Source organism: Leisingera aquaemixtae, from assembly GCF_006740765.1.
Classification (GTDB): domain Bacteria; phylum Pseudomonadota; class Alphaproteobacteria; order Rhodobacterales; family Rhodobacteraceae; genus Leisingera; species Leisingera aquaemixtae.
On the sequence record NZ_CP041159.1, the window covers coordinates 2,715,206 to 2,740,031 of the forward strand.

Annotated in this window: 21 protein-coding genes; 14 read left to right on the forward strand and 7 right to left on the reverse strand. The window is 65.7% G+C overall.

The window, feature by feature from the left end:
- The first annotated feature begins 15 nt into the window (after window positions 1–15).
- Both edd and eda read left to right on the forward strand, forming a co-directional pair.
- Complete coding sequence (edd, locus tag R2C4_RS14940; protein ID WP_141891255.1) at window positions 16–1,824, forward strand: phosphogluconate dehydratase; 1,809 nt, start codon at window positions 16–18, stop codon at window positions 1,822–1,824.
- Window positions 1,825–1,827: 3 nt separating this feature from the next.
- Window positions 1,828–2,478, forward strand: coding sequence for a bifunctional 4-hydroxy-2-oxoglutarate aldolase/2-dehydro-3-deoxy-phosphogluconate aldolase (eda, locus tag R2C4_RS14945; protein ID WP_141891256.1), 651 nt, complete (start codon window positions 1,828–1,830; stop codon window positions 2,476–2,478).
- A gap of 12 nt (window positions 2,479–2,490) precedes the next feature.
- Here the strand turns inward: eda and R2C4_RS14950 are convergent, their stop codons facing one another.
- Together R2C4_RS14950 and R2C4_RS14955 are read right to left on the reverse strand one after the other, a co-directional pair.
- Window positions 2,491–3,420: a carbohydrate kinase family protein gene (locus R2C4_RS14950; RefSeq protein ID WP_141891257.1), complete on the reverse strand. Its 930-nt coding sequence runs from the start codon at window positions 3,418–3,420 to the stop codon at window positions 2,491–2,493.
- Window positions 3,417–4,448: a D-cysteine desulfhydrase family protein gene (locus tag R2C4_RS14955; RefSeq protein ID WP_141891258.1), complete on the reverse strand. Its 1,032-nt coding sequence runs from the start codon at window positions 4,446–4,448 to the stop codon at window positions 3,417–3,419. Before R2C4_RS14955 ends, R2C4_RS14950 begins: the two co-directional genes overlap by 4 nt.
- A gap of 205 nt (window positions 4,449–4,653) precedes the next feature.
- Between R2C4_RS14955 and R2C4_RS14960 the strand changes: the two genes are divergently transcribed.
- Window positions 4,654–5,319, forward strand: a complete 666-nt coding sequence (locus R2C4_RS14960; RefSeq protein ID WP_141891259.1) for a DsbA family oxidoreductase — start codon at window positions 4,654–4,656, stop codon at window positions 5,317–5,319.
- 146 nt (window positions 5,320–5,465) lie between these two features.
- Here R2C4_RS14960 and R2C4_RS14965 read toward each other — a convergent pair whose 3' ends face one another.
- On the reverse strand, window positions 5,466–6,794 hold the full coding sequence (locus R2C4_RS14965) for an aspartate aminotransferase family protein (protein WP_058284960.1): 1,329 nt from the start codon (window positions 6,792–6,794) through the stop codon (window positions 5,466–5,468).
- Window positions 6,791–7,555 (reverse strand): beta-keto acid cleavage family enzyme, encoded by a 765-nt coding sequence (locus tag R2C4_RS14970; protein ID WP_141892110.1) that lies wholly within the window; start codon window positions 7,553–7,555, stop codon window positions 6,791–6,793. The genes R2C4_RS14965 and R2C4_RS14970 overlap by 4 nt, the downstream gene beginning before the upstream one ends.
- 306 nt (window positions 7,556–7,861) lie before the next feature.
- Here R2C4_RS14970 and R2C4_RS14975 point away from each other — a divergent pair, with 306 nt between their 5' ends.
- Window positions 7,862–9,259 carry an aminotransferase family protein gene (locus R2C4_RS14975; RefSeq protein WP_058284958.1) on the forward strand — a complete coding sequence of 466 codons (1,398 nt, stop codon included), beginning with the start codon at window positions 7,862–7,864 and terminating at the stop codon, window positions 9,257–9,259.
- Between the two features lie 287 nt (window positions 9,260–9,546).
- Here R2C4_RS14975 and R2C4_RS14980 read toward each other — a convergent pair whose 3' ends face one another.
- On the reverse strand, window positions 9,547–10,578 hold the full coding sequence (locus R2C4_RS14980) for a permease (RefSeq protein ID WP_141891260.1): 1,032 nt from the start codon (window positions 10,576–10,578) through the stop codon (window positions 9,547–9,549).
- Complete coding sequence (locus tag R2C4_RS14985) at window positions 10,571–10,882, reverse strand: ArsR/SmtB family transcription factor (RefSeq protein ID WP_058284956.1); 312 nt, start codon at window positions 10,880–10,882, stop codon at window positions 10,571–10,573. Before R2C4_RS14985 ends, R2C4_RS14980 begins: the two co-directional genes overlap by 8 nt.
- Window positions 10,883–11,083: 201 nt before the next feature.
- On the opposite strand from R2C4_RS14985, the gene pdxR reads away from it, so the two are divergent.
- The 10 genes from pdxR (at window position 11,084) to R2C4_RS15035 (ending at window position 23,775) form a co-directional block, all read left to right on the forward strand.
- Window positions 11,084–12,544: a MocR-like pyridoxine biosynthesis transcription factor PdxR gene (gene pdxR, locus R2C4_RS14990; protein ID WP_141891261.1), complete on the forward strand. Its 1,461-nt coding sequence runs from the start codon at window positions 11,084–11,086 to the stop codon at window positions 12,542–12,544.
- Between the two features lie 352 nt (window positions 12,545–12,896).
- On the forward strand, window positions 12,897–14,672 hold the full coding sequence (gene xsc, locus R2C4_RS14995; protein ID WP_141891262.1) for a sulfoacetaldehyde acetyltransferase: 1,776 nt from the start codon (window positions 12,897–12,899) through the stop codon (window positions 14,670–14,672).
- Window positions 14,673–14,677: 5 nt separating this feature from the next.
- On the forward strand, window positions 14,678–15,424 hold the full coding sequence (locus tag R2C4_RS15000) for a sulfite exporter TauE/SafE family protein (RefSeq protein WP_141891263.1): 747 nt from the start codon (window positions 14,678–14,680) through the stop codon (window positions 15,422–15,424).
- A 14-nt stretch (window positions 15,425–15,438) separates the two neighbouring features.
- Window positions 15,439–16,527, forward strand: a complete 1,089-nt coding sequence (locus R2C4_RS15005) for an acetate/propionate family kinase (RefSeq protein WP_141891264.1) — start codon at window positions 15,439–15,441, stop codon at window positions 16,525–16,527.
- Between the two features lie 132 nt (window positions 16,528–16,659).
- Window positions 16,660–17,691 carry a YeiH family protein gene (locus tag R2C4_RS15010; RefSeq protein ID WP_141891265.1) on the forward strand — a complete coding sequence of 344 codons (1,032 nt, stop codon included), beginning with the start codon at window positions 16,660–16,662 and terminating at the stop codon, window positions 17,689–17,691.
- A gap of 25 nt (window positions 17,692–17,716) precedes the next feature.
- Window positions 17,717–20,539: a molybdopterin oxidoreductase family protein gene (locus R2C4_RS15015; protein WP_141891266.1), complete on the forward strand. Its 2,823-nt coding sequence runs from the start codon at window positions 17,717–17,719 to the stop codon at window positions 20,537–20,539.
- Between the two features lie 82 nt (window positions 20,540–20,621).
- On the forward strand, window positions 20,622–21,398 hold the full coding sequence (locus R2C4_RS15020) for a 4Fe-4S dicluster domain-containing protein (RefSeq protein ID WP_141891267.1): 777 nt from the start codon (window positions 20,622–20,624) through the stop codon (window positions 21,396–21,398).
- Window positions 21,398–22,285, forward strand: coding sequence for a dimethyl sulfoxide reductase anchor subunit family protein (locus tag R2C4_RS15025; RefSeq protein ID WP_141891268.1), 888 nt, complete (start codon window positions 21,398–21,400; stop codon window positions 22,283–22,285). Before R2C4_RS15020 ends, R2C4_RS15025 begins: the two co-directional genes overlap by 1 nt.
- A gap of 120 nt (window positions 22,286–22,405) precedes the next feature.
- Entirely contained in the window at window positions 22,406–22,867 is a 462-nt protein-coding gene (locus R2C4_RS15030) for a carboxymuconolactone decarboxylase family protein (RefSeq protein WP_141891269.1), read from the forward strand.
- Entirely contained in the window at window positions 22,864–23,775 is a 912-nt protein-coding gene (locus R2C4_RS15035; RefSeq protein ID WP_141891270.1) for a sigma-70 family RNA polymerase sigma factor, read from the forward strand. The genes R2C4_RS15030 and R2C4_RS15035 overlap by 4 nt, the downstream gene beginning before the upstream one ends.
- A gap of 110 nt (window positions 23,776–23,885) precedes the next feature.
- Here R2C4_RS15035 and dapA read toward each other — a convergent pair whose 3' ends face one another.
- Entirely contained in the window at window positions 23,886–24,758 is an 873-nt protein-coding gene (dapA, locus tag R2C4_RS15040) for a 4-hydroxy-tetrahydrodipicolinate synthase (protein WP_141891271.1), read from the reverse strand.
- Window positions 24,759–24,826 lie beyond the last annotated feature (68 nt).

The window sequence follows — 24,826 nt, forward strand, 5'->3', positions numbered from 1 at the left end:
CTACAAAGGCCCCACATGAGCTTGAACCCCACACTGGCCGCCGTCACCGACCGCATTATCGCCCGCAGCGAAACCACCCGCGCAGCCTATCTGGAGCGGATGCGCGCGGCCCGTGGCAAGGGGCCCGCGCGGGCACATCTGTCCTGCTCCGGCCAGGCCCATGCCTATGCCGCCACCGGACCGGACCAGCAGACACTGGCAGAGGCCTCCAAGGGGCATCTGGGAATTATCACGGCCTACAACGACATGCTGTCGGCGCATCAGCCGTTTGAGACCTACCCAGCCTTGATCCGCGATACGGTGCGCCAGGCCGGCGGCACCGCGCAGGTGGCGGGCGGGGTGCCCGCGATGTGCGACGGTGTCACCCAGGGCGAGGCCGGGATGGAGCTCAGCCTGTTTTCCCGCGACACCATCGCCATGGCCACCGGCGTCGCGCTCAGCCACAACGTCTTTGACGCCGCGGTGTTTCTCGGCGTCTGCGACAAGATCGTGCCGGGGCTGGTGATCGGCGCCCAGGCGTTCGGCCATGTCCCGGCGGTGTTCCTGCCCGCGGGTCCCATGACCAGCGGCCTGGCCAATGACGAAAAGGCGCATATCCGCCAGAAATTCGCCGCTGGCGAGATCGGCCGCGAGGAGCTGCTGAAGGCCGAGATGGCCGCCTACCACGGCCCCGGCACCTGCACCTTCTACGGCACCGCCAACACCAACCAGATGCTGATGGAGTTCATGGGGCTGCATCTGCCCGGATCGTCCTTCGTGAACCCCGGCACGCCGCTGCGCGAGGCGCTGACGGTGGCAGGCGCCAAGCGCGCCCTGTCGCTCAGCGCCCTTGGCAACACTTACACCCCGGTCTGCGATGTGCTGGACGAGAAAGCCTATGCCAACGGCATTGTCGGGCTGATGGCCACCGGCGGCTCGACCAATCTGCTGATCCACCTGATTGCCATGGCGCGGGCGGGCGGCATCCTGCTCGACTGGCAGGACTTTGCAGAGCTTTCGGACGCGGTGCCTCTCCTGGCCCGGGTCTATCCCAACGGGCTGGCCGACGTGAACCATTTCCACGCGGCCGGCGGGCTTGGCTACATGATCGGCGAGCTGCTGAAAACAGGCCTTCTGCACCCGGACACCAGAACGGTCGCGGGCGACGGGCTGGAACATTACACGCAGGAACCCTTCCTGACGGAGGACGGCCTCACGTTCCGCCCAGGCCCGGGGCAGAGCCTGAACGACGCGGTTCTGCGCCCGGCGGATGCGCCGTTCCAGAAATCCGGCGGGCTGAAGCGGCTGGCCGGCAACCTGGGCACCGCGGTCATCAAGGTCTCGGCGGTGGCAAAGGAGCACCACGTGGTCCAAGCCCCCGCGCGCGTCTTCCACGACCAGGAGGAGGCCAAGGCCGCCTTCAAGGCGGGCGAGCTGACTGGCGACGTGATCGTGGTGGTGCGGTTCCAGGGCCCCAAGGCAAACGGCATGCCGGAACTGCACAGCCTCACCCCCTTCCTCGGCATCATGCAGGGCCGCGGCCAGAAGGTGGCGCTGGTCACGGATGGCCGGATGTCGGGCGCTTCCGGCAAGGTGCCGGCAGCGATCCACGTGGTGCCTGAGGCCCTGGACGGCGGGCCGATTTCCCGGATCCAGGACGGCGACCTGCTGCGGCTGGATGCAGCCAAGGGCACATTGGAAGTCCTCACCGAAGGCGCGCTGGAGCGCGAGCCCGCCACCGCCGACCTCAGCGCCCATCAGAACGGCACCGGGCGTGAGCTGTTTTCCCTGTTCCGCCGCTCGGTCGCTTCGGCCGACGAAGGCGCCAGCGTGTTTGGAGTGTAAACCATGCGGATAACCCCACAGGACGCCAGCCTGCGCACCTGCGAGATTTGCGCCCTGGCGCCGGTGATGCCGGTGCTGGTGGTGGAGGATGCGGCCTGTGCCCGCCCGTTGGCCCAGGCCCTGGTTGCGGGCGGCCTGCCCGCCCTGGAAGTCACCTTGCGCACCGGCGCCGCGCTGGACGCGATCCGGGAGATGGCGCAGGTGAAGGGCGGCGTGGTCGGGGCCGGCACGCTGATCACCCCCAAGGATGCCGAAGCCGCCAAGGCGGCCGGCGCCCAGTTCGGCGTCTCCCCTGGCGCGACCGACGCCCTGCTCGACGCCTGCGAAGCGATCGGCCTGCCGCTCCTGCCCGGCGCGGCCACCGCAACCGAGGCGATGCGGCTCTTGGCCCGCGGCTACGGGATGCTCAAGTTCTTCCCGGCTGAGGCCTCGGGTGGTGCCCCGGCGCTGAAAGCCATCGGCGCGCCGCTGCCGCAGATCTCCTTCTGCCCCACCGGCGGCATTAGCCCGGCCAATGCCGAAAGCTACCTGAGCCTGCCCAATGTGGTCTGCGCCGGCGGCAGCTGGGTGGCCCCCGCCGATCTGGTCAAGGCCGGCGACTGGGGCGCCATCGAGGCTCTGGCACGCGACGCCAGCAGGCTGGGCAAAAGTTAAGCCAGCGCAAAATCACTCTGGCACTTCCGCGCGCCACGGCGGGTTTGCACCGGCGCGCGAAACCGACACAGCCGCCGCCCTCACGGCAAACCGCAAGCAGGCCTTCAAATCCGGTTCGGCAATTTCCCCGGAGGCCGCCGCCTTCAGCACCCCTCGCTCCTGCGCCATCGCCAGGAAGCCCGCGTTGAAGGTGTCGCCCGCCCCGACCGTGTCGGCAACAGTGACAGGCACCGCCGCGGCGGTCACAACCTGCCCGTCCGGCAGATAGGCCTCTGCCCCTTCCCGGCCGCGGGTCAGCAGTATCAGTTTCGGCCCGGCTGCGAACAGGCCGCTCAGTTTGGTGCGCGTGTCCCCGCGGGGACAAAGCCAGGAAAGGTCCTCCTCAGACACCTTCACGATATCCGCCAGAGCCACCATTTTCTCCAGCCGCGCGCGGTAGGCGGCCTCATCCCGTGAAAACCCGGCCCGCACGTTCGGATCCAGCATCACAGGCCGGCGGCCAGCCTCGCGCTGCGCCAGCGCCAGATAGGCATCCGCCGCCGGCGGGTTGCACAGGCTGATGCCGCCAAGCAGCAGTGCGCTCACGCTGTCCGGTAAATCCGGCAGCGCCTGCGGGGTCAGCGACGAGCCGGCGGAACCGGTGTCAAAAAAACTGTAACTGGCGTCCCCATCCGTCAGGTGGACAAAGGCCAGGGTGCAAGGCCTGGGGCTGGTGACCGCCAGCGAGGTATCCACACCAGCCGCCGCCAGCGCCTGCGCCAGCTGCTGCCCGAACACATCCGTGGACAGCCCGGTGAACAGCCCTGCCCGCACGCCGAGGCGGCCAAGCGCCAGCGCGGTATTGAACGAAGCGCCGCCGCCATGCGGGACATATGCCGCCTGCCCCGTTGCGGTCTCGCCGGGGATCATGTCGATCAGCGCTTCGCCGCAGCAGAGGATCATGGCGCGCCTGCGCCGCTGCCGAAGCCGAGCGCGGTCTGATAGGCAAACAGCGCGGGCAGCCCGCCGGTGTGCAGCAGCAGCACTTTCTGCCCCTTGCGGATGATGCCCTGTTCCAGCAGCCCCAGCAGCCCGGCAAAGGTCTTGGCGGAATAAACCGGGTCCAGCAGGATCCCCTCAGCCGCGGCCATGCGCTGGAGCGCGGCGCGCGCCGTGCCGCCTGCGCGGCCGTAACCGGGTGCCAAGGCGCCGTCCCAGGTGAGGATCCCGCCGCCGGAAAACGGCCGCGGAATGTTCATCAGCCTGGCCAGCTCTGCAGTCACCTGCTCCAACCGCGCCTTTTGCTGCCGGGCATCGCGGCGCACGCAGATACCATAGACCGGCGCGGTAATGCCGGCCAGGCGCACTCCGGTCAGGAACCCGCCATGGGTGGCCCCGCTCCCCGAGGGCACCACCGCGGCATCAAAACCGCCAATTTGCGCCGCCAGCTCTGCCCCGCCCCGAACATAGCCCAGCGCGCCCAGCGGCGGATGGCCAAGCCCCAGCGGGATGATGTAAGGAGTGCGGCCTGCCGCGCGCAGCTGCTCTGCCCGCGCTTCCAATGCGGCATCCGCGCCGGCTTCGTCCTCACCTTCCGGATAACTCATGATATCCGCGCCCAGTATATCCGCCAGGAAGACATTGCCCGAACGGTGGTAGAGCGGGTCCATTCCGGGCACCCGCTCCTCCCGCTGCAGCACCGCCTGCATCCCGTATTTCGCGGCCGCCGCGGCGGCGGTGCGGGTAAAGTTCGACTGCACCGCGCCGGTGATCAGGATGGTGTCTGCCCGGGCCGCCCGCGCAGCGCCGATATAGAACTCCAGCTGCCGGGTCTTGTTGCCGCCAAAGCTGAGGCCCGTGAGGTCATCGCGCTTGATCCAGAGGTCGAGGCCCAGCTCCTGCGACAGGCGGTTCAGCCGCTCCAGCGGGGTCGGCTGTGACAGCAGGCTGGCCCGGGGGAAGGGGGAAAGCAGCGTGTCTATGCGGGACATTGCGGTCTCTTTCTTACGGGTCAAGCTGCGGAAGCGGCGCCGCCCGAAGGCAGGCCGCCACCGGGAGTTTTGACCGCATCCTGTCCGGACCGCATCACGTTGGCGCAGATTGCGCAGCCGGGCAAGGCCCCGGGGGCAGCTGTTGCTTTCCAGGCGCTGCGCCCCCATGTCCCTGCGAAGCACTGGAAATCCAAGGACACGCGCCATGACAGAGACCGCCCACAGCCCCGCCCTGCGGGTCGATATCATTTCCGACGTGGTCTGCCCGTGGTGTGCGGTCGGCTACAACCAGCTGGCGTTTGCCGCCCGCCGCGCCGGGGTGGCATTGGACATCCACTGGCAGCCGTTTGAACTGAACCCGGATATGGCCCCCGAAGGCGAGGACCTGCGCGAGCATCTGGCAGCGAAATACGGCAGCACGGCAGAGCAGTCCGCCCAGGTGCGGGCGCAGCTGGCGGAACTGGGCGAGGCCCTGGGCTTCACCTTCCGCTTCTTTGACGGGATGCGGATCTACAACACCTTTCAGGCGCATCAGCTGATCGAATGGGCCGAACAGCGCGGCCAGGGCCACGCCATGAAACAGGCGCTGCTGCAGGCCTATTTCACCGATGGCAAAAATGTCGCCGACCCTGAGGTGCTGGTGGAGACCGCCGCAAGCCTCGGCCTGGACGGCGCCGATGCACGTGCTGCCCTGGACAGCGGCACGCACGCGGACAACGTGCGCCAGCGCGAGGCGTTCTGGGTGCAGCAAGGCATCCGCGGCGTGCCTGCCATGGTGTTCAACGGCCGCCACCTGGTGACCGGCGCGCAAGGGGTTGAGAACTACGCCAGCATTCTGGAGCAACTGGGACAGGCAGAAAAGACGTTTTGACGGCCCCGGATTTCGGGAGACCGCCTAGGCGCAGTTCGGTGCGCTGAGCGTTCGCCCGGGCGGGTGCGGAACGCGCCCGCCGTGGGCCGGACGGACGCGTGCCTGCCGCTGGCGCGGCAGGCGAAAGGACACTGAACCTGTCAGGTTCACCCCTGCGGCAGGCACTGGGCGATCGCGGTTTCCAGCTTGTCCACCACCTCGGTGATCTGCTCCTCGGTGATGATGAAGGGCGGCGCCAGCAGGATGTGGTCGCCGTTCCGGCCGTCGCGGGTGCCCGCCATCGGGTAGCAGATCAGCCCGGCCTGAAAGGCTGCCTTCTTGATCCGCCCGGCCAGTCCTAGCGCGGGATCAAACGGCTGCTTGGTGGCGCGGTCGGCCACCAACTCCACCCCGCGGAACAGGCCGCGGCCGCGGATGTCGCCGACGTTGGGATGCTGGCCGAAACGCTCCTCCAGCGCCGCCTGCAGCTTCTCTCCCATCTCAGCGCAGCGCTGCACTAGGCCGCGCTCCAGCATCGCCTTGACCACGGCGAGGCCCGCAGCGGTCGCTACGGGATGGCCGATATAGGTGTGGCCGTGCTGGAAGAAACCGGAGCCATGCTCGATCGCCTCATAAATCTGCCGGGTGCAGAGCATCGCGCCGATCGGCTGGTAGCCTGCCCCCAGTCCCTTGGCGATACACAGGATATCGGGCGCCACGCCATCCGCCTCGCAGGCGAACAGATGCCCGGTGCGGCCCATGCCGCACATCACCTCATCCAGGATCAGCAGCACGCCGTACTGGTCGCAGATCTCGCGGATGCGCTTGAAATAGCCCTCAACCGCCGGCACCGCACCGGAGGTGGCGCCGACAACCGGCTCCGCCATGAAGGCCATCACCGAATCCGGGCCAAGGCGCAGGATTTCCGCCTCCAGCTCATTTGCCACCCGCTGGCCGTAGTCATAGCTGCTCTCGCCCTCTCCCCGGCCGGTGTATTCGTAACAGGGTGAGATGTGGGAGATGCCGATCAGCAGCGGTGCGAACTGGGTGCGGCGCCATTCATTACCGCCAGCGGCCAGCGCTCCAAGGGTGTTGCCGTGGTAGCTCTGCTTGCGGGCGATGATGTGCCGGCGCTGCGGTTCGCCGCGCTCCAGGTGGTACTGGCGGGCCAGTTTGATGGCCGCCTCGGTCGCCTCCGACCCGCCGGAGACGAAATAGACCCGGTCGATGTCCCCCGGCGCGTTGGCGACCAGCAGGTCCGCCAGTTCCTCCGCCGGTTCCGAAGTGAGGAAGCCGGTATGAGCAAAGGCCAGCTTGCCGACCTGCTCCTGCACCGCCTTGATCACATCGGCGTCGGAATGGCCCAGGCAGGAGACCGCAGCGCCGCCGGAGCCATCGAAATAGCGCTTGCCATCCGCGTCGATCAGATAGCAGCCGTCACCGGCAACGGCGGTGGGCAGGCTGGCTTTGGTGTGGCGGGGAAAGACATGACTCATGATCGGCACTCCTTGAGGGTATGGCCCTGGGCCTTTGCGGCCTGAACGAAGGCGGCAACAGAGGCCGCATTGTCTGCCAGCAGCCCGCCATCCGGTGTTTCGATGTTATTCTCAAATCCGATTCGCGCATCCCCTCCAGCGGCAATCGCCGCCAGCAGGCAGGCGTGCTCATAGCGGCCAAAGGCGCAGGCAGCCCAGCGGAGGCGCAGATCCGCCGCAGCGTCCTGAAAGACAGCAAGCCCCTCGGGCCGGGCCAGAACCGGCGGAGTGTATTTGCCCAAGACAAAGATCGCATCGCGCATGGCAGCCGGGACAATGCCGTCCTGATACCAGACGCGCAGCCGGGCGATGCAGTCCGGACCGTATAGAATATGCTGCACCTGCGTGCCTGCCTCCGCACATAAGGCGTAGGCGCGCGCGGCCAGGTCCGGATCCCGCGCCATTTCCCGCACCGAGACAGAGGCCGCTGCCGGGCGCAGCGCCTCCAGACAGGCGAACTGGGCGGCCACATCATAGATGCCGGCGCTTTCCGTGGTGATTTGCACCGCCATTTCCGGCGCGCTTTCCCGCACCGCATCAAGGGCTTCGCGGTAGCGCCCAGCATCCAGCGAGTGCCGCCCGTCACCATCGCGCACATGCAGATGCAGCGCATGGGCACCTGCAGCGAAGCAGGCCGCTGCGGTTTCCGCCGTCTGCTGCGGCGTCACCGGCAGCTGCGGGTGATCCCCGCGCCCCCGCCGGGCCCCGTTGGGCGCCACCATCAAACTGTATTCCACCGCTCTCCTCCGTTGCCGCCTGACCCGGTGCGACTCGCATCCCGGCTGCCCGCAGCTTGGCCCGTCGGCACATCCGGTCTCAAGGATACAGCGTCAGAACATTTGTTTTATCTGCCCGCACCTGCGGTCCGCCGCCGCCTCGCGCCCGGGTGCCGCCTCTGGACCTAAGCAAGCAAATGCTCTGGCCCTAACGAATTCCGCAAAACTGACGTTTCTGGTACACAATACGCCTGAAAGCCCGTGTAGGGTGCCGGGCAGCCCGATTCACTTCCAACGCCGAAAGGACATGTCATGGACGGCACGTTCAACGAAAACGATCTCTCCCGCGTGGTGGAGGCCGACAAGGCCCACATGTGGCACCACCTGTTCCAGCACAAGGCGCTGGAAAGCGCGGATCCGCGCATCATTGTCGAAGGCAAGGGCATGCGTGTCTGGGATCAGAACGGCAAGGAATTCCTGGACGCGGTCTCCGGCGGGGTCTGGACCGTCAACGTCGGCTATGGCCGCGAAAGCGTCTGCAAGGCCGTTTACGACCAGCTGATGAAGGTCTGCTATTTCGCCAACTCGGCCGGCTCAATCCCTGGCGCGCTGTTTGCTGAAAAGCTGATCTCCAAGATGCCGGGAATGACCCGCGTCTACTACACCAACTCCGGGTCCGAGGCCAACGAGAAGGCCTTCAAGATGATCCGCCAGATCGCCCACAAGAAATACGGCGGCAAGAAGACTAAAATCCTGTACCGCGACCGCGACTATCACGGCTCCACCCTGGCCACCATGTCGGCGGGCGGCCAGGACGAGCGCAACGCGCAGTACGGCCCCTTTGCGCCGGACTTTGTCCGCGTGCCGCACTGCATGGAATACCGCAAGCATGAGCTGGGCCTGGAGCACCTGTCCGGCCGCGAATTTGGTATCGCCGCTGCAGACGCCATCGAGGAAGTGATCCTGCGCGAAGGCCCGGAAACCGTTGGCGCCCTGTGCCTGGAGCCGGTGACCGCAGGCGGCGGTGTCATCGAAGCCCCCGAAGGCTATTGGGAGCGCGTGCAGGAGATCTGCCAGAAGTATGACATCCTGCTGCACATCGACGAAGTGGTCTGCGGTGTCGGCCGCACCGGCAAATGGTTCGGCTACCAGCAGTACGGCATCAAGCCGGACTTTGTGACCATGGCCAAGGGCGTCGCCTCCGGCTATGCCGCAATTGCCTGCATGGTGACCACCGAGGAAGTCTTTGAGATGTTCAAGGACGACGCGGGCGATCCGATGAACTACTTCCGCGACATTTCCACCTTCGGCGGCTGCACCGCAGGCCCCGCGGCGGCGCTGGAAAACATGCGCATTATCGAGGACGAGAACCTGCTGGACAACTGCGTTGCCATGGGTGAGCGGATGCTGAACAACCTGCGCAAGCTGCAGGAAAAGCACGCCGTGATTGGCGACGTGCGCGGCAAGGGGTTGTTCCTGGGTGCCGAGCTGGTTCAGGACCGCGACACCAAGGAGCCGGTGGACGAGAAGCTGGCCCAGCAGGTTGTCGCGGAATGCGGCGCCCAGGGGGTGATCATCGGTGTCACCAACCGCTCGCTGCCGGGGCGCAACAACACCCTGTGCTTCAGCCCGGCGCTGATCGCCACCGCAGACGATATCGACGCAATCTGCGACGCGGTCGACAAGGCCCTGACCAAAGTTTTCGGCTGACACTCTCCCTGTTGGACGAACAACCTGCGCCCCGGATTTTCCGGGGCGTTTTTTGCTTTAAAGCCCGCCAGTCAAGGAGGCCGAAGGCCCCGCCGCCAGGCGGCTTCTCCGTGACGCGGCTGCTCAGCACACAATCGGACAGGGCCTCTGCGCAGACAGCTCTGCCCCTCAAAGCCCTCTCGGCAAAAAGCAGCGCCGCGCGTCAGCGCGGCGCCGGACCCAACGGAAGCGGAGCAATCTCTGATTGCTTCGCGACGGGCGGAAGCCCCCTGCCCGCCGCAGGTGTCTCAGATCAGCTGGAACAGAATGCCCGACAGGATCGCGCCGCTCACCCCAAGTCCCAAGTAAGCGGCAAAAACCTGCGGCCTAACCAGCGACCAGACCGCCGCCATCGCAGGAACCGAGCTGACCGCCCCTGCCACCATGAAGGCCATGGCCGCGCCTGCGCTCATGCCCTGTTCCATTAGCCCCGCCAGCAGCGGCGGTGCGACATAGGAATTGAGGTATGCAGGCATCCCGACCAGCGCCGCAATGGCAATCGGCAGCACGCCTTCACCGCCCACCAGACCGGCGATCACATCAGCCGGCACATAGTGGACCAGAAGCGATTCCAGAACATAGGCCAGCGCCAGCCACTTCAGCAAAAACAGACCGTTGGAGACGAACTCCTCACGGAATGTCACCTTGCGCTCTGCCTCAGTCCAGAACCGCCAGTTCGGCTTGGCGTCCGGTTTTGGCCCGCCGCAGCCGCAGCAGCTCTTGGCCTCCTGCTTACGGAGCGGATTTGCAAAAACGCCCTGCCCCCGCAGCAACTTGATGGCAAAACCGCCGAACAGCCCCAGCGCCACTGCCGCCACCGCCTTGCCAATGGCAAAGGGCCAGCCCAGCGCGCCTGCGGTGATCAGCAGCGTCGGCGGGTCGATCAGCGGCGAGGACAGCCAGAATGCCATCACCGCCGACAGCGGCGCACCCAGCGCCAGCAGGCCCGCAATGAACGGGATCACCTCGCAGGAGCAGAACGGTGCCAGCCCTCCGAACAGCGCCGCCAGCAGGATCATCCGCGTCTCCCGCCCCTCAAAGGCGCGCGCCACCATGGCCTCGGCGCCCGTCGCCTTGAGATAGGCGAGCAGCAGTACGGCAAGCAAGATGTAGCGGGCCGTGCTGCCCAGCGCGGCCAGGGTGAATTCCACAACAGACCGGAAGTTGCCGGGGTCAAGGACAGCAGCGGCTGCCAACAGCGCAAGGCTCAGCGCCCAGGGTGTCTTCAGCCAGCTGCCCAGTGTTTTTGCCTTACCGGGGGTTTGTGTCAGTTCAGCCATCGTTCGCCGCCCCTTTGCCCGCATCCGCACAGCATTCGCTGAGGATGAAACCGGCCAGTGCCTCCAGCCGGGTGAATTCGGCGCGGCTGATCGTCGACCGCCCCACGCGTTCCTGCGCCACCACACCGGCACCGGTAAGAAATTTCAAATGATGCGCCAGGGTTGAGGGCGCAATGCCGGTGCGTTCCTGAATGTCCCCGACCGTCAGCCCGGCCCCGCCCGCCCGGATCAGGCAGCGCAGCACCTGCAGCCGCGCCTCCGATCCCATCGCGGCAAATCCCTGTGCGGCTTCTTCCCATTGCATGATGCTGCTCCATTTGATTCGACAAAACTAGTTTTATAGTTTATTTTGCGTTTTGCAAGAACCGTGCGGGACCGCAGGAACCACCATCTGATCACCGCCGTCTGCTGGCGTGCCGCCGGACCCAGTCCAAGGCGCAGAATTCGCCAAACCGGCCCTAAGTCCAGATTGCACCGCGTTTAAGTCCACCCTAAGGTGGCGCGCATGGCCATTTCCGTCGACACTTTCTTCCTCAACCGGGACGCCCAGGGCACCCTGCAGGCGCAAATCCAGGAAATGATTGCCGAGGGCATTCTGTCCGGGCGGTTCCGCGTCGGGGAGAAGCTGCCGTCCTCGCGCAAGCTGGCGGCGCATCTGGGCATCAGCCGGATCACCGTGACGCTGGCCTATACAGAGCTGCTGGCCAATGACTACCTCACCTCGCGCGGGCGGTCGGGGTATTTCGTGTCAGAAAACGCCCCGGTGCCGCCTTCCTACACGCCGCAGCAGAAGGCCGGCGATGCGATGGACTGGGATAAAGTGCTGGCACGCAGCTTTACCGGCGGCGACACGCCGCGCAAGCCGCAGGACTGGCGCGACTACCGCTATCCGTTCATTTACGGTCAGGCGGATGCGTCGCTGTTCGACCACGCCAACTGGCGGCTGTGCGCGCTCAGGGCGCTGGGGCAGAAAGATTTCTCGGCGCTGGCAAACGACTATTTCGACCAGGACGACCCGCTCTTGATCGAGTACATTGCCCGCCACACGCTGCCGCGGCGCGGCATCACCGCGCGGCCGCAGGAGATCCTGATCACGCTCGGGGCGCAGAACGCGCTGTGGATCACCTGCCAATTGCTGCTGAACCGCAAGCGCCGCGCCACGGTGGAGGACCCGGCCTATTACACCCTGCGCGACCAGGTGGTGCAGACCCGCTGCCAGATGGATTGCATCCCGGTGGACGCAGGCGGGCTGCCGCCGGAACAGATCCCGGAAGGCACCGATGTGATCTTCTGCACCCCCAGCCACCAGAGCCCGACCACCTTCACCATGCCGATGGAACGCCGCAAGGAGCTGTTGCGGCGGGCCAGCAGCATCGACGCGGTGATCGTCGAGGATGACTACGAGTTCGAGATGTCGTTCCTCGGGGCCCCCTCGCCGTCCTTGAAATCGCTCGATACCGAAGGGCGGGTGATCTATGCGGGCAGCTTCTCCAAGTCGCTGTTTCCCGGGCTGCGTCTGGGCTATCTGGTTGGATCGGAACCGTTTATCCGCCAGGCAAGGGCCTTGCGCGCCAGCGTGCTGAGGCATCCGCCAGGCCATGTGCAGCGCACGGTGGCCTATTTCCTGTCGCTGGGGCATTATGATGCTCAGATCCGCCGCACCGCCAAGGTGCTGCACGACCGCCGCGCGGTGATCGAGGACGCCATTCGCAAACATGGCCTTCAGATCGCAGGCGTCGGCGGCTATGGCGGCTCTGCCTTGTGGATGCGCGCGCCGGAAGGGGTGGACACTTCGGCGGTGGCAGAGCGGCTGAAGGAGAAAAGCGTCATCATCGAACCCGGTGCGCCGTTCTTTGCCGCCGGAAACCGCAAGCAGAATTACTACCGGCTGGGGTATTCCTCGATCCCCGCAACCCGGATCGAACCCGGTCTCGCGCTGCTTGCAAGCGCGCTGAAGCAAGGCTGAGCCCCCGCACACATCCGGGCGGCTCCCGCGCCCGCGCCAGCACAGGCTGCGCCGGCGCAGGCTGGCGGCCTTGGGCGGGGCGCCGCGCCTTGCGGCACGGCGCGGTCCCTTCAGCTTGCGCCGGCACTTGAGGAAACGGGGGGGGGCGGATCACAGCAACTGGCGCCGCAGGCGCCGGGCCCAACGGGCACAGCGCATCCTGCGGATGAGCGACGCCGGGCGGGAGGGTGCCTCTGGCCTTACCAGCCGGAAAAACTGGCCCTAACCCGGTCCTGCGCCGCCCCCTAAACCGGAGTCAATTCCCAGCCTCCGCGCCCGGAGGAATTCTGCGTCTCACTCAGGAGAACCCGCCATGAAAATGACCACCGAAGAAGCCTTCGTCAAAACGCTGCAGATGCATGGCATCCAGCACGCGTTTGGCATCATCGGCTCTGCAATGATGCCGATTTCCGACATCTTCCCCGCCGCGGGCATCACCTTCTGGGACTGCGCCCACGAAGGCTCCGGCGGCATGATGGCTGACGGCTACACCCGCGCCACCGGCAAGATGTCGATGATGATCGCCCAGAACGGCCCCGGCATCACCAACTTCGTGACCGCCGTAAAGACCGCCTACTGGAACCACACCCCGCTGCTGCTGGTCACCCCGCAGGCGGCCAACAAGACCATCGGCCAGGGCGGCTTCCAGGAGATGGAGCAGATGCGCATGTTCGCCGACTGCGTTTGCTACCAGGAAGAAGTGCGCGATCCCTCCCGCGTGGCCGAAGTGCTGAACCGGGTGATCATGAACGCCAAGCGCGCCTCCGCCCCGGCCCAGCTGAACATCCCGCGTGACATGTGGACCCAGGTGATCGACATCGAACTGCCCGCCATCGTCGAGTTTGAGCGCCCCTCCGGCGGCGAGACCGCCGTAGCCGAAGCGGCCAAGCTGCTCTCTGAGGCGAAGAACCCGGTGATCCTGAACGGTGCCGGCGTCGTCCTGTCCAAGGGCGGCATCGAAGCGTCCAAGGATCTGGCCGAGCGCCTGGATGCTCCGGTATGCGTTGGCTACCAGCACAACGACGCCTTCCCCGGCTCGCACCCGCTGTTTGCAGGCCCGCTGGGCTACAACGGCTCCAAGGCCGGCATGGAGCTGATCAAGGACGCCGACGTGGTACTGTGCCTTGGCACCCGCCTGAACCCGTTCTCCACCCTGCCGGGTTACGGCATGGAGTACTGGCCGGCCAATGCCAAGATCATCCAGGTCGACATCAACCCGGACCGCATCGGCCTGACCAAGAAAGTTTCTGTCGGCATCATCGGCGACGCCGCCAAGGTGGCGCAGGGCATTCTGGCGCAGCTGTCTGACACCGCCGGCGACGAGGGCCGCGCCGAGCGCAAGGCGCGCATTGCGGAAACCAAATCCCGCTGGGCCCAGCAGCTGACCGAGATGACCCACGAGGAGGACGATCCGGGCACCACCTGGAACGAGCGCGCCCGGGCCGACAAGCCGGACTGGATGAGCCCCCGCATGGCCTGGCGCGCCATTCAGGCCGCGCTGCCGAAAGAGGCGATCATCTCCTCCGACATCGGCAACAACTGCGCCATCGGCAACGCCTACCCGTCCTTCGAGGCCGGCCGCAAGTATCTGGCCCCCGGCCTGTTCGGCCCCTGCGGCTATGGCCTGCCGGCGGTTGTCGGCGCCAAGATCGGCAACCCGGACACTCCGGTTGTGGGCTTCTCCGGCGACGGTGCCTTTGGCATCGCGGTGAACGAGCTGACCGCGATCGGCCGCGGCGAGTGGCCCGCCATCACGCAGGTGGTGTTCCGCAACTACCAGTGGGGCGCGGAGAAGCGGAACTCCACCCTGTGGTTCGACGACAACTTCGTCGGCACCGAGCTGGACCAGCAGGTGTCTTATGCCGGCATCGCCAAAGCCTGCGGGCTGAAAGGCGTGGTTGCCCGCACCATGGACGAGCTGACCTCGGCGCTGGCCCAGGCGATCGAAGACCAGAAGAATGGCACCACCACATTGATCGAAGCGATGATCAACCAGGAGCTGGGCGAGCCGTTCCGCCGTGACGCCATGAAGAAGCCGGTCCGCGTGGCAGGCATCGACAAGGCCGACATGCGCGAACAGCAGGTCTGACGCGCGTGCCCCTGCCCTTTGACCTCTCTCCGGGCCAGGGGGCCTACCTGGCCGCCGCGTTGTTCGCGGCGGCCTTGATCCGGGGCTTTTCCGGCTTCGGGTTCTCCGCGATCTTCATCATCCTGGCGGCGCTGACCACCAACCCGCTGCCGCTGATCCCGGTGGTGTTTTCCTGCGAAATCGCCATGACCGCCTTTCAGGCGCGGGGCATCCGCCCGCATATCGACTGGCCCCGCGCCATTGCCCTGCTGGGCGGGGCCGCAGTCGCCACCGTTCCCGCCATCGCCATCATGGCACGGCTGGGCGAACAGGAGGCGCGGCTGGCGGTTTCCAGCCTGATCCTGGGGCTGAGCCTGGTGCTGCTGAGCGGCTGGCAGCTGGCGCGCCCGGTGGGGCGCAGCGGCAATCTGGGCGTGGGCGCCATCGCAGGCATCGCCAACAGCGCCGGTGTCGGCGGCCTGCCGGTCGCGGCCTTCCTGACCGCGCAGCCGGTGCCGCCCGCGGTGTTCCGCGCTACCATGATCGTGTTCCTGACCGGCATCGACGTGATGGCGCTGCCGGTGATGGCCGCAAACGGGCTGGTGGGGCCGGAAACCCTGACCGGCATCCTGCTGGCCTTTCCCATTCTGGGCCTCGGCATCTGGGCCGGGTCCCGCGGTTTCCAGGCGGTCTCTCAAAGCCTGTTCCGCCGCGCGGTTGTGCTGATGCTGACCGCGCTGTCGCTGATCAATATCGCTAAGCTTGCCGTCTGAACGAGGTGAATAAGATGTCCCGGATACTTATCGTGAACGCAGGTTCCTCCTCGATCAAGCTGGCCGTCTTTGGCGAGAGGCTGAAATCGCTGCTGACGGCCGAAGCAGCGGGCATCGGTGACAGCGGCGAGCTGCGGATCGGCGGCAGCCGCCAGCCTGCCGCTCTTGCAGACCACGCAGAAGCCTTCGAACGGCTTCTTGAGGGGCTCGCCGCCCAGGGCTATCCCGCTGCCGGTTTCGACGCAGCAGGCCACCGCGTTGTCCACGGAGGCGCAAGCCTGACGCGTCCGGAGCGTGTGACAGCGGCGCTGCTGGACCGGATCGACGCCTGCAGCCCGCTGGCACCGCTGCATAACCCGCACAATGCAGCGGCAATACGCACGCTGACGGCCCTGCTGCCGGACCTGCCGCAGGTTGCCTGTTTCGACACCGCGTTCCACGCAACCAACCCGGAGACCGCCGTGCGCTACGCCGTGCCGCCGTCCTGGCAGCAGGCCGGGATCCGCCGCTACGGGTTTCACGGCCTCAGCTACGAGGCTTTGCTGCGCCGGCTGGCGGAAACAACCGGCACAGCGCCGCCGCCCCGGCTGCTGGCATGCCATCTCGGCAACGGCGCCAGCCTGTGCGCCATTGCCGATGGCCAAAGCGTTGCAACCACAATGGGCTATTCCCCGCTGGAGGGGCTGACGATGGGCACACGCTCCGGCAGCATTGACGCCAGCGCCGTGCTGGACCGGGCAGAGCAAACCAGCATTGCCGAGGTGCGCAGGGACCTGCAGCAGCAATCCGGTCTGCTTGGCCTATCCGGCCTCTCCAACGACATGCGTGCGCTGCTGGAGGACGGCGGCGAAGCTGCCAGTTTTGCGGTCGAGCATTTCTGCTATTGGTGCGCGCGCCACGCAGGCTCGATGATTGCTGCGATGGAAGGCATCGACGCCATCGCCTTTACCGGCGGCATTGGCGAAAACTCCGAAGCCATCCGCACCAGGGTCTTGCAGCGGCTGTCGTGGACGGGAGTGCCGGACAGCGCCGTCCATGTCATTCCGGCAGATGAAGAGCGGCAGATCGCCCTGCATACAGGAAAACTGCTCCACCTGGAGTAAACATTTTCCTTCCATTTGCGCCCGATTTGGAAAACTATCCCAGGTGCAGCGCGACAGACTGAACACACCCGCAGCCGTCCGGCCCCCGTCTCCAGCAGCCCATCCTCCACCACATGCCCAAGGTTTCCCTCCATGTCCATCCTGACACCCATCTCTTCGCTGCAATCGGGTGAGTTGCAAGACAAGCTGCGCCTGCTGCTGCCGGGCGTGGCGGTTTCGGTCCTGGTCGCCATCACCGCACAGTTCCTTGCCGAGCATTACGCAACCCCTGCCATGCTGCTTGCGCTGCTGCTGGGGATAGCCGTCAGCTTTCTGGGCGAAGAGGGCAAGACCGTGCCCGGCATCGCCTTTTCCGCCCGCTCCCTGCTGCGGCTGGGGGTGGCCTTGCTGGGGGTGCGGGTGTCGATGGTGCTGATGATGGGGCTTGGCTGGGACTTGATCGCGCTGGTTGTTGGCGGCGTGATCGCCACCATTGCCTTCGGCCTCGCCGTGGCGCGGTTCTTTGGCCACAAGTGGCGCTTTGCGCTTCTGACCGCAGGCTCCGTGGCAATCTGCGGGGCGTCGGCGGCGATGGCCATCAGTGCCATCCTGCCCCGTGACGACCGCTCCGAGGAGCGGCTGATCTTCACGGTGATGGGCGTGACGGTGCTGTCGACGGTGGCGATGATCGCCTATCCGATCCTGGTGAATGTGCTGGAGCTGAACTCCCTTCAGGCCGGGGTGTTCCTGGGCGGCACCATCCACGACGTGGCGCAGGTGGTCGGCGCGGGTTTCTCAATCTCCGAGCAGACCGGCGACACCGCCACCCTGGTCAAGCTGATGCGGGTGGCAATGCTGGCGCCTATCGTGCTGGCGGCCTCGCTGATGATCCGCTCCTTTGCCGAGCTGCCCGGCGACGGCAAGCGGCCGCCCATTCTGCCGGGCTTTGTGATTGCCTTTCTGGTGCTGGCCGGGATCAACTCCTTTGGGCTGATCCCGCCGGCCGTTACCGAATTCCTCAGCCAGGCTTCGCGCTGGCTGCTGCTCACCGCAATCGCTGCGGTGGGAATGAAAACAAATCTGAAACAGGTCCTGGCCGTAGGAGGCGCGGCCATTGCCCTGATCATCGTCGAAACTCTGTTCATTGCCGGGCTGATCCTGGCGGGGATCGAGCTGTTGACCTGATCGGGGAGACCAGAAGGGAGGCCAGATGACATTCCAGCAACCCCGGGTGGACACGTCCCCCCCTGTATCCGACGAGGTGCGGAAAACCACCTGCTACATGTGCGCCTGCCGCTGCGGCATCAACGTGCATATGAAGGACGGTAAGGTCGCCTATATCGAGGGCAACCGCGACCACCCGGTGAACAAGGGTGTTCTGTGCGCCAAGGGTTCGGCTGGGATCATGCAGGTGAACGCCCCGTCGCGGCTGCGCGCCCCGCTCAAGCGGGTGGGGCCGCGCGGATCGGGCGAGTTCCGGGAGATTTCCTGGGACGAGGCGATCAGCACCGCCGTTGGCTGGCTGAACGAGCTGCACGAAACCGCGCCGCAGAAACTGGCCTTCTTCACAGGACGCGACCAGAGCCAAAGCTTCACCAGCTTCTGGGCCCAGAACTTCGGCACGCCGAATTACGCCGCGCACGGCGGCTTCTGCTCGGTCAACATGGCGACCGCCGGCATCTACACCATGGGCGGCGCGTTCTGGGAATTCGGCCAGCCCGACTGGGAGCACACCAAGCTGTTCATGCTGTTCGGGGTGGCCGAGGACCACGACTCCAATCCGATCAAGATGGGCATCGGCAAGATCAAGAAGCGCGGCGCGCGGGTGATCGGCGTCAATCCGATCCGCTCCGGCTATAACGCGGTGGCGGATGATTGGGTCGGCATCACACCCGGCACCGACGGGCTGTTCATCCTGTCGCTGGTCCACGTGCTGATGAAGGCGGGGAAGATCGACCTCGATTATCTCAGCCGCTACACCAACGCGCCGGTGCTGATCAACGCCGCCGAAGGCCCGGACAACGGCCTGTTCCTGCGCGATGATGACGGCAAAATGCTGGTGATCGACCGCAATACCGGCAACCTCACCCCCTTTGACCAGCCCGGCGTGCGCCCGGACCTGACCGCGGTTTACGAACGGGACGGCGTCACCCACCGCCCGGTCTTCCACCTGATGGCGGAGCGCTACCTGTCGCCAGACTACGCGCCGGAGGCGATTGCGGACAAATGCGGCATCCCGGCCAAGCGCATCCGCGCCATCGCCGGAGAGCTGGCCCGCGTCGCCTTTGACGAGGCGTTTGAGCTGGATGTGGAATGGACCGACTTCCGCGGCGAAACCCACAGCAAGATGACCGGCCGCCCGGTGTCGATGCACGCGATGCGCGGGGTGTCGGCGCACGCCAACGGCTTCCAGACTTGCCGCGCGCTGCACGTGCTGCAGATCCTGCTGGGCACCGTGGAGGTGCCCGGCGGCTTCCGCTTCAAGCCGCCCTACCCCAAACCCGTCGAGGCGCACCCTACCCCGCACGGCGACCGCCGTCCCGGCCGTCCGCTGGATGGACCGCACCTCGGCTTCCCGCGCGGCCCCGACGATCTGCTGCTTGACGAAAACGGCAATCCCCAGCGCATCGACAAGGCGTTCACCTGGGAAAACCCGATGTCGGCGCACGGGCTGATGCACATGGTGATCTCCAACGCCCATGCGGGCGATCCGTACAAGATCGACACGCTGTTCATGTACATGGCCAACATGTCGTGGAACTCCTCGATGAACACCAAGGGCGTGATGGAGATGCTGAGCGCCCGCAACGACGACGGCGGCTATATGATCCCGCACATCATCTACTCCGATGCCTATTCATCGGAGATGGTGGCCTATGCGGATCTGATCCTGCCCGACACCACCTATCTGGAACGGCACGATTGCATTTCGCTGCTGGACCGTCCGATCTGCGAGGCGGATGCGGCGGCGGATGCGATCCGCTGGCCGGTGATTGAGCCCGACCGCGATGTGCGCGGCTTCCAGTCGGTGCTGATCGAGCTGGCCAACCGGATGAGCCTGCCGGGATTCACCAACGCCGATGGCAGCCCCAAGTGGAAGGATTACGCCGACTACATCGTCAACCACGAGCGCAAGCCCGGCATCGGCCCGCTGGCAGGCTTCCGCGGCAAGGATGGCGACAAGGAAGGCCGCGGTGAGGTGAACCCGGATCAGCTGAACCGCTATATCGAAAACGGCGGCTTCTATGTCGCTCACATCCCGCAAGGCGCAGATTACTACAAACCCTGGAATGCGGCCTATCAGAACTGGGCAGTAGGCATGGGGCTTTATGACAGCCCGCAACCCTATCTGTTCCAGCTCTACGTGGAGCCGATGCGCAAGTTCCAGCTGGCCGCCGAAGGCCACTGCGAACGGCAGCCGCCGGATCACTTGCGCCAGCGGCTGAAGACGGTGATGGACCCGCTGCCCATCTGGTACGAGACGGATCAGCAGGGCAACGAGGGCTTCACCATAAATGCGCTGACCCAGCGGCCGATGGCGATGTACCACTCCTGGGGCACCCAGAACGCCTGGCTGCGCCAGCTGCACGGCCGCAACCCGCTTTATGTCCCGACGAGGCTGATGCGCGAGCACGGGCTGCAAGACGGCGACTGGGCCAAGGTTTCGTCGCCGCACGGGTCGATCACCGTGCCGGTGATGGAAATGGCGGCGCTGAACGAAAACACTGTCTGGACCTGGAATGCCATCGGCAAGCGCAAGGGCGCCTGGGCGCTGGAACAGGACGCGCCCGAGGCCACCAAGGGTTTTCTTTTGAACCATCTGATCCACGAGTTGCTGCCGCCCAAGGGTGACGGCCTGCGGTGGGCGAACTCCGATCCGATCACCGGCCAGGCGGCCTGGTTCGACCTCAAGGTCAAAATCGAAAAGGCCGCCGCCCCGGACGGTCTGCAGGAAAGCCAGCCAGCCTTCCCGGCGCAGAAGTCGCCAGTTGGCACCGGCCCCAAGGAACTGAAATGGAAGGTCGGCAAATGACGGTGCAAAATTTTTGCGAAAAATTTTGCCAAGACTTTTCTGAAAAGTCTTGGTCCGCAACCCCGCAACGGAGGTGCCCGGAATGACTGAGCTTCCCGCCAAGACAGACCGCAAGATGGGCCTGGTCATCGACCTGGACACCTGCGTCGGCTGCCATGCCTGCGTGATCTCCTGCAAAGGCTGGAACACGGAAAACTACGGCGCTCCGCTGTCGGATCAAGAGCCCTACGGCGGCGATCCGTCGGGGACTTTTCTGAACCGTGTTCATTCCTATGAAGTCCAGCCCGAGCACGGCCACGCGCAGCTGATCCACTTCCCCAAATCCTGTCTGCACTGCGAGGACGCGCCTTGCGTCACCGTCTGCCCGACCGGTGCCAGCTACAAGCGCGTGGAGGACGGCATCGTTCTGGTGAACGAGGACCACTGCATCGGCTGCGGCCTGTGCGCCTGGTCCTGCCCCTATGGCGCGCGCGAGCTGGACCTGGCCGAGGGCGTGATGAAGAAATGCACCCTCTGCGTGGACCGGATCTATAATGAGAACCTGCCGGAGATAGACCGCACCCCGTCCTGCGTGCGGACCTGTCCCGCAGGCGCGCGCCATTTCGGCGATCTGGGCGATCCGGACAGCGATGTCTCCAAACTGGTGGCGGAGCGCGGCGGCATGGACCTGATGCCGGAAATGGGCACCAAGCCGGTGAACAAATACCTGCCGCCCCGGCCCAAGGACCGGATTGAGGAACAGATCGACATCCTCGCCCCGCTGCTGGCACCGGTCGCCGAAGAGCCGCAAGGCTTCCTCGCATGGCTGGACAAGGCACTCGACAAACTTCCGGGCCAGTCTTCAGGGGGAGCGAACTGATGCATCCGGCGCCATCCGTCATCCTGTTCACCACATTCTCCGGCCTGGGCTTTGGACTGCTGGTCTTCCTGGGCCTCGGCCTGCCCGCGGTGACCGGCACCGTGGCCTTTGTATTCTACGCCATCGCCTATGCGCTCGCGGTTAGCGGGCTGCTGGCCTCGACCTTCCACCTCGGCCGCCCGGAGCGGGCCTGGCGGGCCCTCACGCAATGGAAAACCAGCTGGCTGTCGCGCGAGGGTATTTGCGCGGTCGTTGCGCTGATCGTCATGGGCCTCTACGCGTTTGGCGCGGTCTTCCTGAACAGCCACTGGACGCTGCTGGGCTGGACCGGCGCGGGCCTGAGCCTCGCAACCGTTTTCACCACCTCAATGATCTACACCCAGCTCAAGGCGATCCCGCGCTGGAACATGGAACTGACGCCCGCAGTGTTCCTGTCCTTCAGCCTGGCTGGCGGTGCGCTGCTGGCCGGGGCCGAAGATTTGGCACCCTGGCTGCTGGCCATCGCAGGCGCGCTGCAGCTGGCCTATTGGGCCAAAGGGGACCGGGCGCTGGAAACCTCCGGCACCAACCTGGGCACTGCGAGCGGACTGGGGGACCGCGGGTCCGTGCGGGCCTTTGAGCCGCCGCACACTGGCACCAACTACCTGTTGCGGGAGTTTGTGCATGTGGTGGGCCGCAAGCACGCGCAAAAGCTGCGGATCATTGCCTTTGTCCTCGGTTTTGCGCTGCCTCTGCTGCTGATCCTGACACCGGTGCAGGGCTTTGCGGTCAAGCATCTGTTTGCAGCCCTCGCGGTGCTGTCACATCTCGCAGGCGTCGCGGTCTCGCGCTGGCTGTTCTTTGCCCAGGCCGAACATGTGGTCGGCCTATACTACGGCAAGCGCTGACACACGCCGGGGCGCCTGAACGGGGCGCCCCGGATTTTTTTTCAGCATTTTCCTTACGGCATGTCACAAACCGCGCGGCTGCCTCGTCCTGTTCCTGAAGCCATCTGAAAGGAACAGAAAATGACCCAACGCCTTGACCACTTCACCGCCGCGCCTGACCTGTTTCAGCCGATGCTGGAGCAGGAAAAGCTGTTCAAGGACAGCACCCTTGAGCACAGCCTGGTGGAGCTGGTGAAACTGCGCGCCTCGCAAATCAACGGCTGCGCCTTCTGCATCCACATGCACAGCCGCGACCTGCGTGCCCATGGCGAAAGCGAGGACCGGATGCAGCTGCTGAACGCCTGGCACGAGTCCTCGCTGTATTCGGACCGCGAGCGGGCCGCCCTGGCCTGGACCGAGGCGCTGACCCGGGTTGAGGCTAGCGGCGCACCGGATGCAATTTACGAGAACGTTGCGCAGCTGTTTTCCCCGCGCGAGCAGGTGCTGCTGACACTGCTGATCAGCGCCATCAACGCCTGGAACCGGATTGCAATCGGTTTCCGCACCCCGCATCCTGCCGCGCAGGAGGCCAATGCCGCGTGACAGCTCAGCAAGAAAATGACGGAACCGATGCGTTCCTGACCGCGCGGCCGCGATTGTTTGCGGCCGCGTACCGGATGCTGGGCACCGTCAGCGACGCCGAAGACATCCTGCAGGACGCCTATCTGCGCTGGCAGGCGGCACCGCAGGCACAGGTGCAAGACGCGACCGGGTATCTGATGCGGATCACCACAAGGCTGTGCCTGGACCAGCTGAAATCGGCCCGCGCCAGGCGGGAAACCTATCCCGGCGAATGGCTGCCAGAGCCCTTGCTGACCGACGACCCGGCTGAGCATCTGGACCATGACGTCTCCGTTGCGCTGCTGCTGGCGCTGGAGACCCTGTCGCCGCTGGAGCGCGCAGCCTTTCTGCTGCACGACATCTTCGACAGCTCGTATGACGATGTTTCCGCCGCGCTGAACCGGTCTTCCGCAGCCTGCCGCCAGCTGGCCGCACGCGCCCGGCGCAAGGTGCAGCGGCTGCGCCCGCAGGCGCCGGCAAATCCCGATCAGGGGCGGGATCTGGCCGAGGCGTTTTTCCGCGCGTCCAGAACGGGCGACACCGCGGCTCTGACGCAGATGCTGGCGCAGGATGTGCAGCTGATCTCCGATGGCGGCGGCAAGGCAATGGCCACGCTGAACCCGATTTACGGGCTGGAGCGCGTGCTGCGGCTGTGCGAGGGGCTGGCCCGCAAGGCTGGGCGCGGTCTGCCGGAGCACTGGCGGCTGTGCCAGCTGAACGGCCTGCCCGCCATTTTGAGCCGTGAACCGGACGGCATCCTTCAGGCCATCGCGCTGGAAGTCTGGAACGGGCGGATTGCCCGTATCTATGTGACCCGCAACCCGGACAAGATGCGGCATCTGGCGGAGCCGCTGATGCAGTCAGAAGGGGCCGGCCCCTCTTGCCCCTGACGGGGCAATTCACCCGGGGATATTTTCAGCCAGGTGAACAGGGGGCCTGGAATGAAAACGGGCGGCGCTCCGTGAAGGGGCCGCCCGGCATTGCCTGACTGGATCCGGGGTCAGAGCAGGCCCGCGTAAGCCATGGCAGCATCAATGGCCGCCTTGGTGCTGTCTTCCAGCGTGGTCAGCGGCGAGCGCACTTCTTCGCTGCACATGCCCAGCTTGCTGAGACCGTATTTTGCGCCTGCCAGGCCCGGCTCGATGAAGATCGCTTCATGCAGCGGCATCAGCTTGTCCTGATACTCCAGCGCCTTGGCAAAATCGCCCGCCAGGGTTGCCGCCTGGAACTCGGCGCAGAGCTTCGGCGCCACGTTGGCGGTCACCGAGATGCAGCCGACGCCGCCGTGGGCGTTGAACCCCAGCGCGGTGGCATCTTCGCCGGACAGCTGGATGAAGTCCGCACCGCAGGACGCGCGCTGCTGGCTGACGCGGGCCAGATCGCCGGTGGCGTCCTTCACACCCACGATGCGCGGCAGCTTGGCCAGCTCACCCATGGTTGCAGGCGTCATGTCGACAACCGAGCGGCCGGGGATGTTGTAGATGATGATCGGGATGCCGGCGCAATCATGCGCTGCCGTGAAATGCTGCACCATGCCGCGCTGAGTCGGCTTGTTGTAATAGGGCGTCACAACCAGGGCGGCATCGGCGCCGACCTTCTCGGCAAACTCCACGAAGCGAATCATCTCGACGGTGTTGTTGGAGCCTGCACCGGCAATCACCGGCACCCGGCCGGCCGCGGCCTTGACCACCTCGGCAATGACGGTTTCATGCTCTTCGTGGGTCAGCGTCGGGCTTTCGCCGGTCGTGCCGACCGGCACCAGGGCGCTGGAGCCTTCGGCAATCTGCCATTCCACCAAGCGTTTGAGCGCATCCAGATCCAGCTCGCCGTTCGAAAACGGGGTGACGAGTGCTGGCATAGAGCCTTTGAACATGGGCACGCTCCCTTTTGCTGCAGGTGCAGGCGGCAATCCGCCGCCGTCAAGATACGGAATGCCAGTGA

What these genes read in the sequence shown, in the direction of transcription:
- edd (WP_141891255.1), top strand. Translation starts at nt 16, where the DNA reads ATGAGCTTGAACCCCACACTGGCCGCCGTCACCGACCGCATTATCGCC.
- eda (WP_141891256.1), top strand. Translation starts at nt 1,828, where the DNA reads ATGCGGATAACCCCACAGGACGCCAGCCTGCGCACCTGCGAGATTTGC.
- R2C4_RS14950 (WP_141891257.1), bottom strand. Translation starts at nt 3,420, where the DNA reads ATGATCCTCTGCTGCGGCGAAGCGCTGATCGACATGATCCCCGGCGAG.
- R2C4_RS14955 (WP_141891258.1), bottom strand. Translation starts at nt 4,448, where the DNA reads ATGTCCCGCATAGACACGCTGCTTTCCCCCTTCCCCCGGGCCAGCCTG.
- R2C4_RS14960 (WP_141891259.1), top strand. Translation starts at nt 4,654, where the DNA reads ATGACAGAGACCGCCCACAGCCCCGCCCTGCGGGTCGATATCATTTCC.
- R2C4_RS14965 (WP_058284960.1), bottom strand. Translation starts at nt 6,794, where the DNA reads ATGAGTCATGTCTTTCCCCGCCACACCAAAGCCAGCCTGCCCACCGCC.
- R2C4_RS14970 (WP_141892110.1), bottom strand. Translation starts at nt 7,555, where the DNA reads ATGGTGGCGCCCAACGGGGCCCGGCGGGGGCGCGGGGATCACCCGCAG.
- R2C4_RS14975 (WP_058284958.1), top strand. Translation starts at nt 7,862, where the DNA reads ATGGACGGCACGTTCAACGAAAACGATCTCTCCCGCGTGGTGGAGGCC.
- R2C4_RS14980 (WP_141891260.1), bottom strand. Translation starts at nt 10,578, where the DNA reads ATGGCTGAACTGACACAAACCCCCGGTAAGGCAAAAACACTGGGCAGC.
- R2C4_RS14985 (WP_058284956.1), bottom strand. Translation starts at nt 10,882, where the DNA reads ATGCAATGGGAAGAAGCCGCACAGGGATTTGCCGCGATGGGATCGGAG.
- pdxR (WP_141891261.1), top strand. Translation starts at nt 11,084, where the DNA reads ATGGCCATTTCCGTCGACACTTTCTTCCTCAACCGGGACGCCCAGGGC.
- xsc (WP_141891262.1), top strand. Translation starts at nt 12,897, where the DNA reads ATGAAAATGACCACCGAAGAAGCCTTCGTCAAAACGCTGCAGATGCAT.
- R2C4_RS15005 (WP_141891264.1), top strand. Translation starts at nt 15,439, where the DNA reads ATGTCCCGGATACTTATCGTGAACGCAGGTTCCTCCTCGATCAAGCTG.
- R2C4_RS15010 (WP_141891265.1), top strand. Translation starts at nt 16,660, where the DNA reads ATGTCCATCCTGACACCCATCTCTTCGCTGCAATCGGGTGAGTTGCAA.
- R2C4_RS15015 (WP_141891266.1), top strand. Translation starts at nt 17,717, where the DNA reads ATGACATTCCAGCAACCCCGGGTGGACACGTCCCCCCCTGTATCCGAC.
- R2C4_RS15020 (WP_141891267.1), top strand. Translation starts at nt 20,622, where the DNA reads ATGACTGAGCTTCCCGCCAAGACAGACCGCAAGATGGGCCTGGTCATC.
- R2C4_RS15025 (WP_141891268.1), top strand. Translation starts at nt 21,398, where the DNA reads ATGCATCCGGCGCCATCCGTCATCCTGTTCACCACATTCTCCGGCCTG.
- R2C4_RS15030 (WP_141891269.1), top strand. Translation starts at nt 22,406, where the DNA reads ATGACCCAACGCCTTGACCACTTCACCGCCGCGCCTGACCTGTTTCAG.
- dapA (WP_141891271.1), bottom strand. Translation starts at nt 24,758, where the DNA reads ATGTTCAAAGGCTCTATGCCAGCACTCGTCACCCCGTTTTCGAACGGC.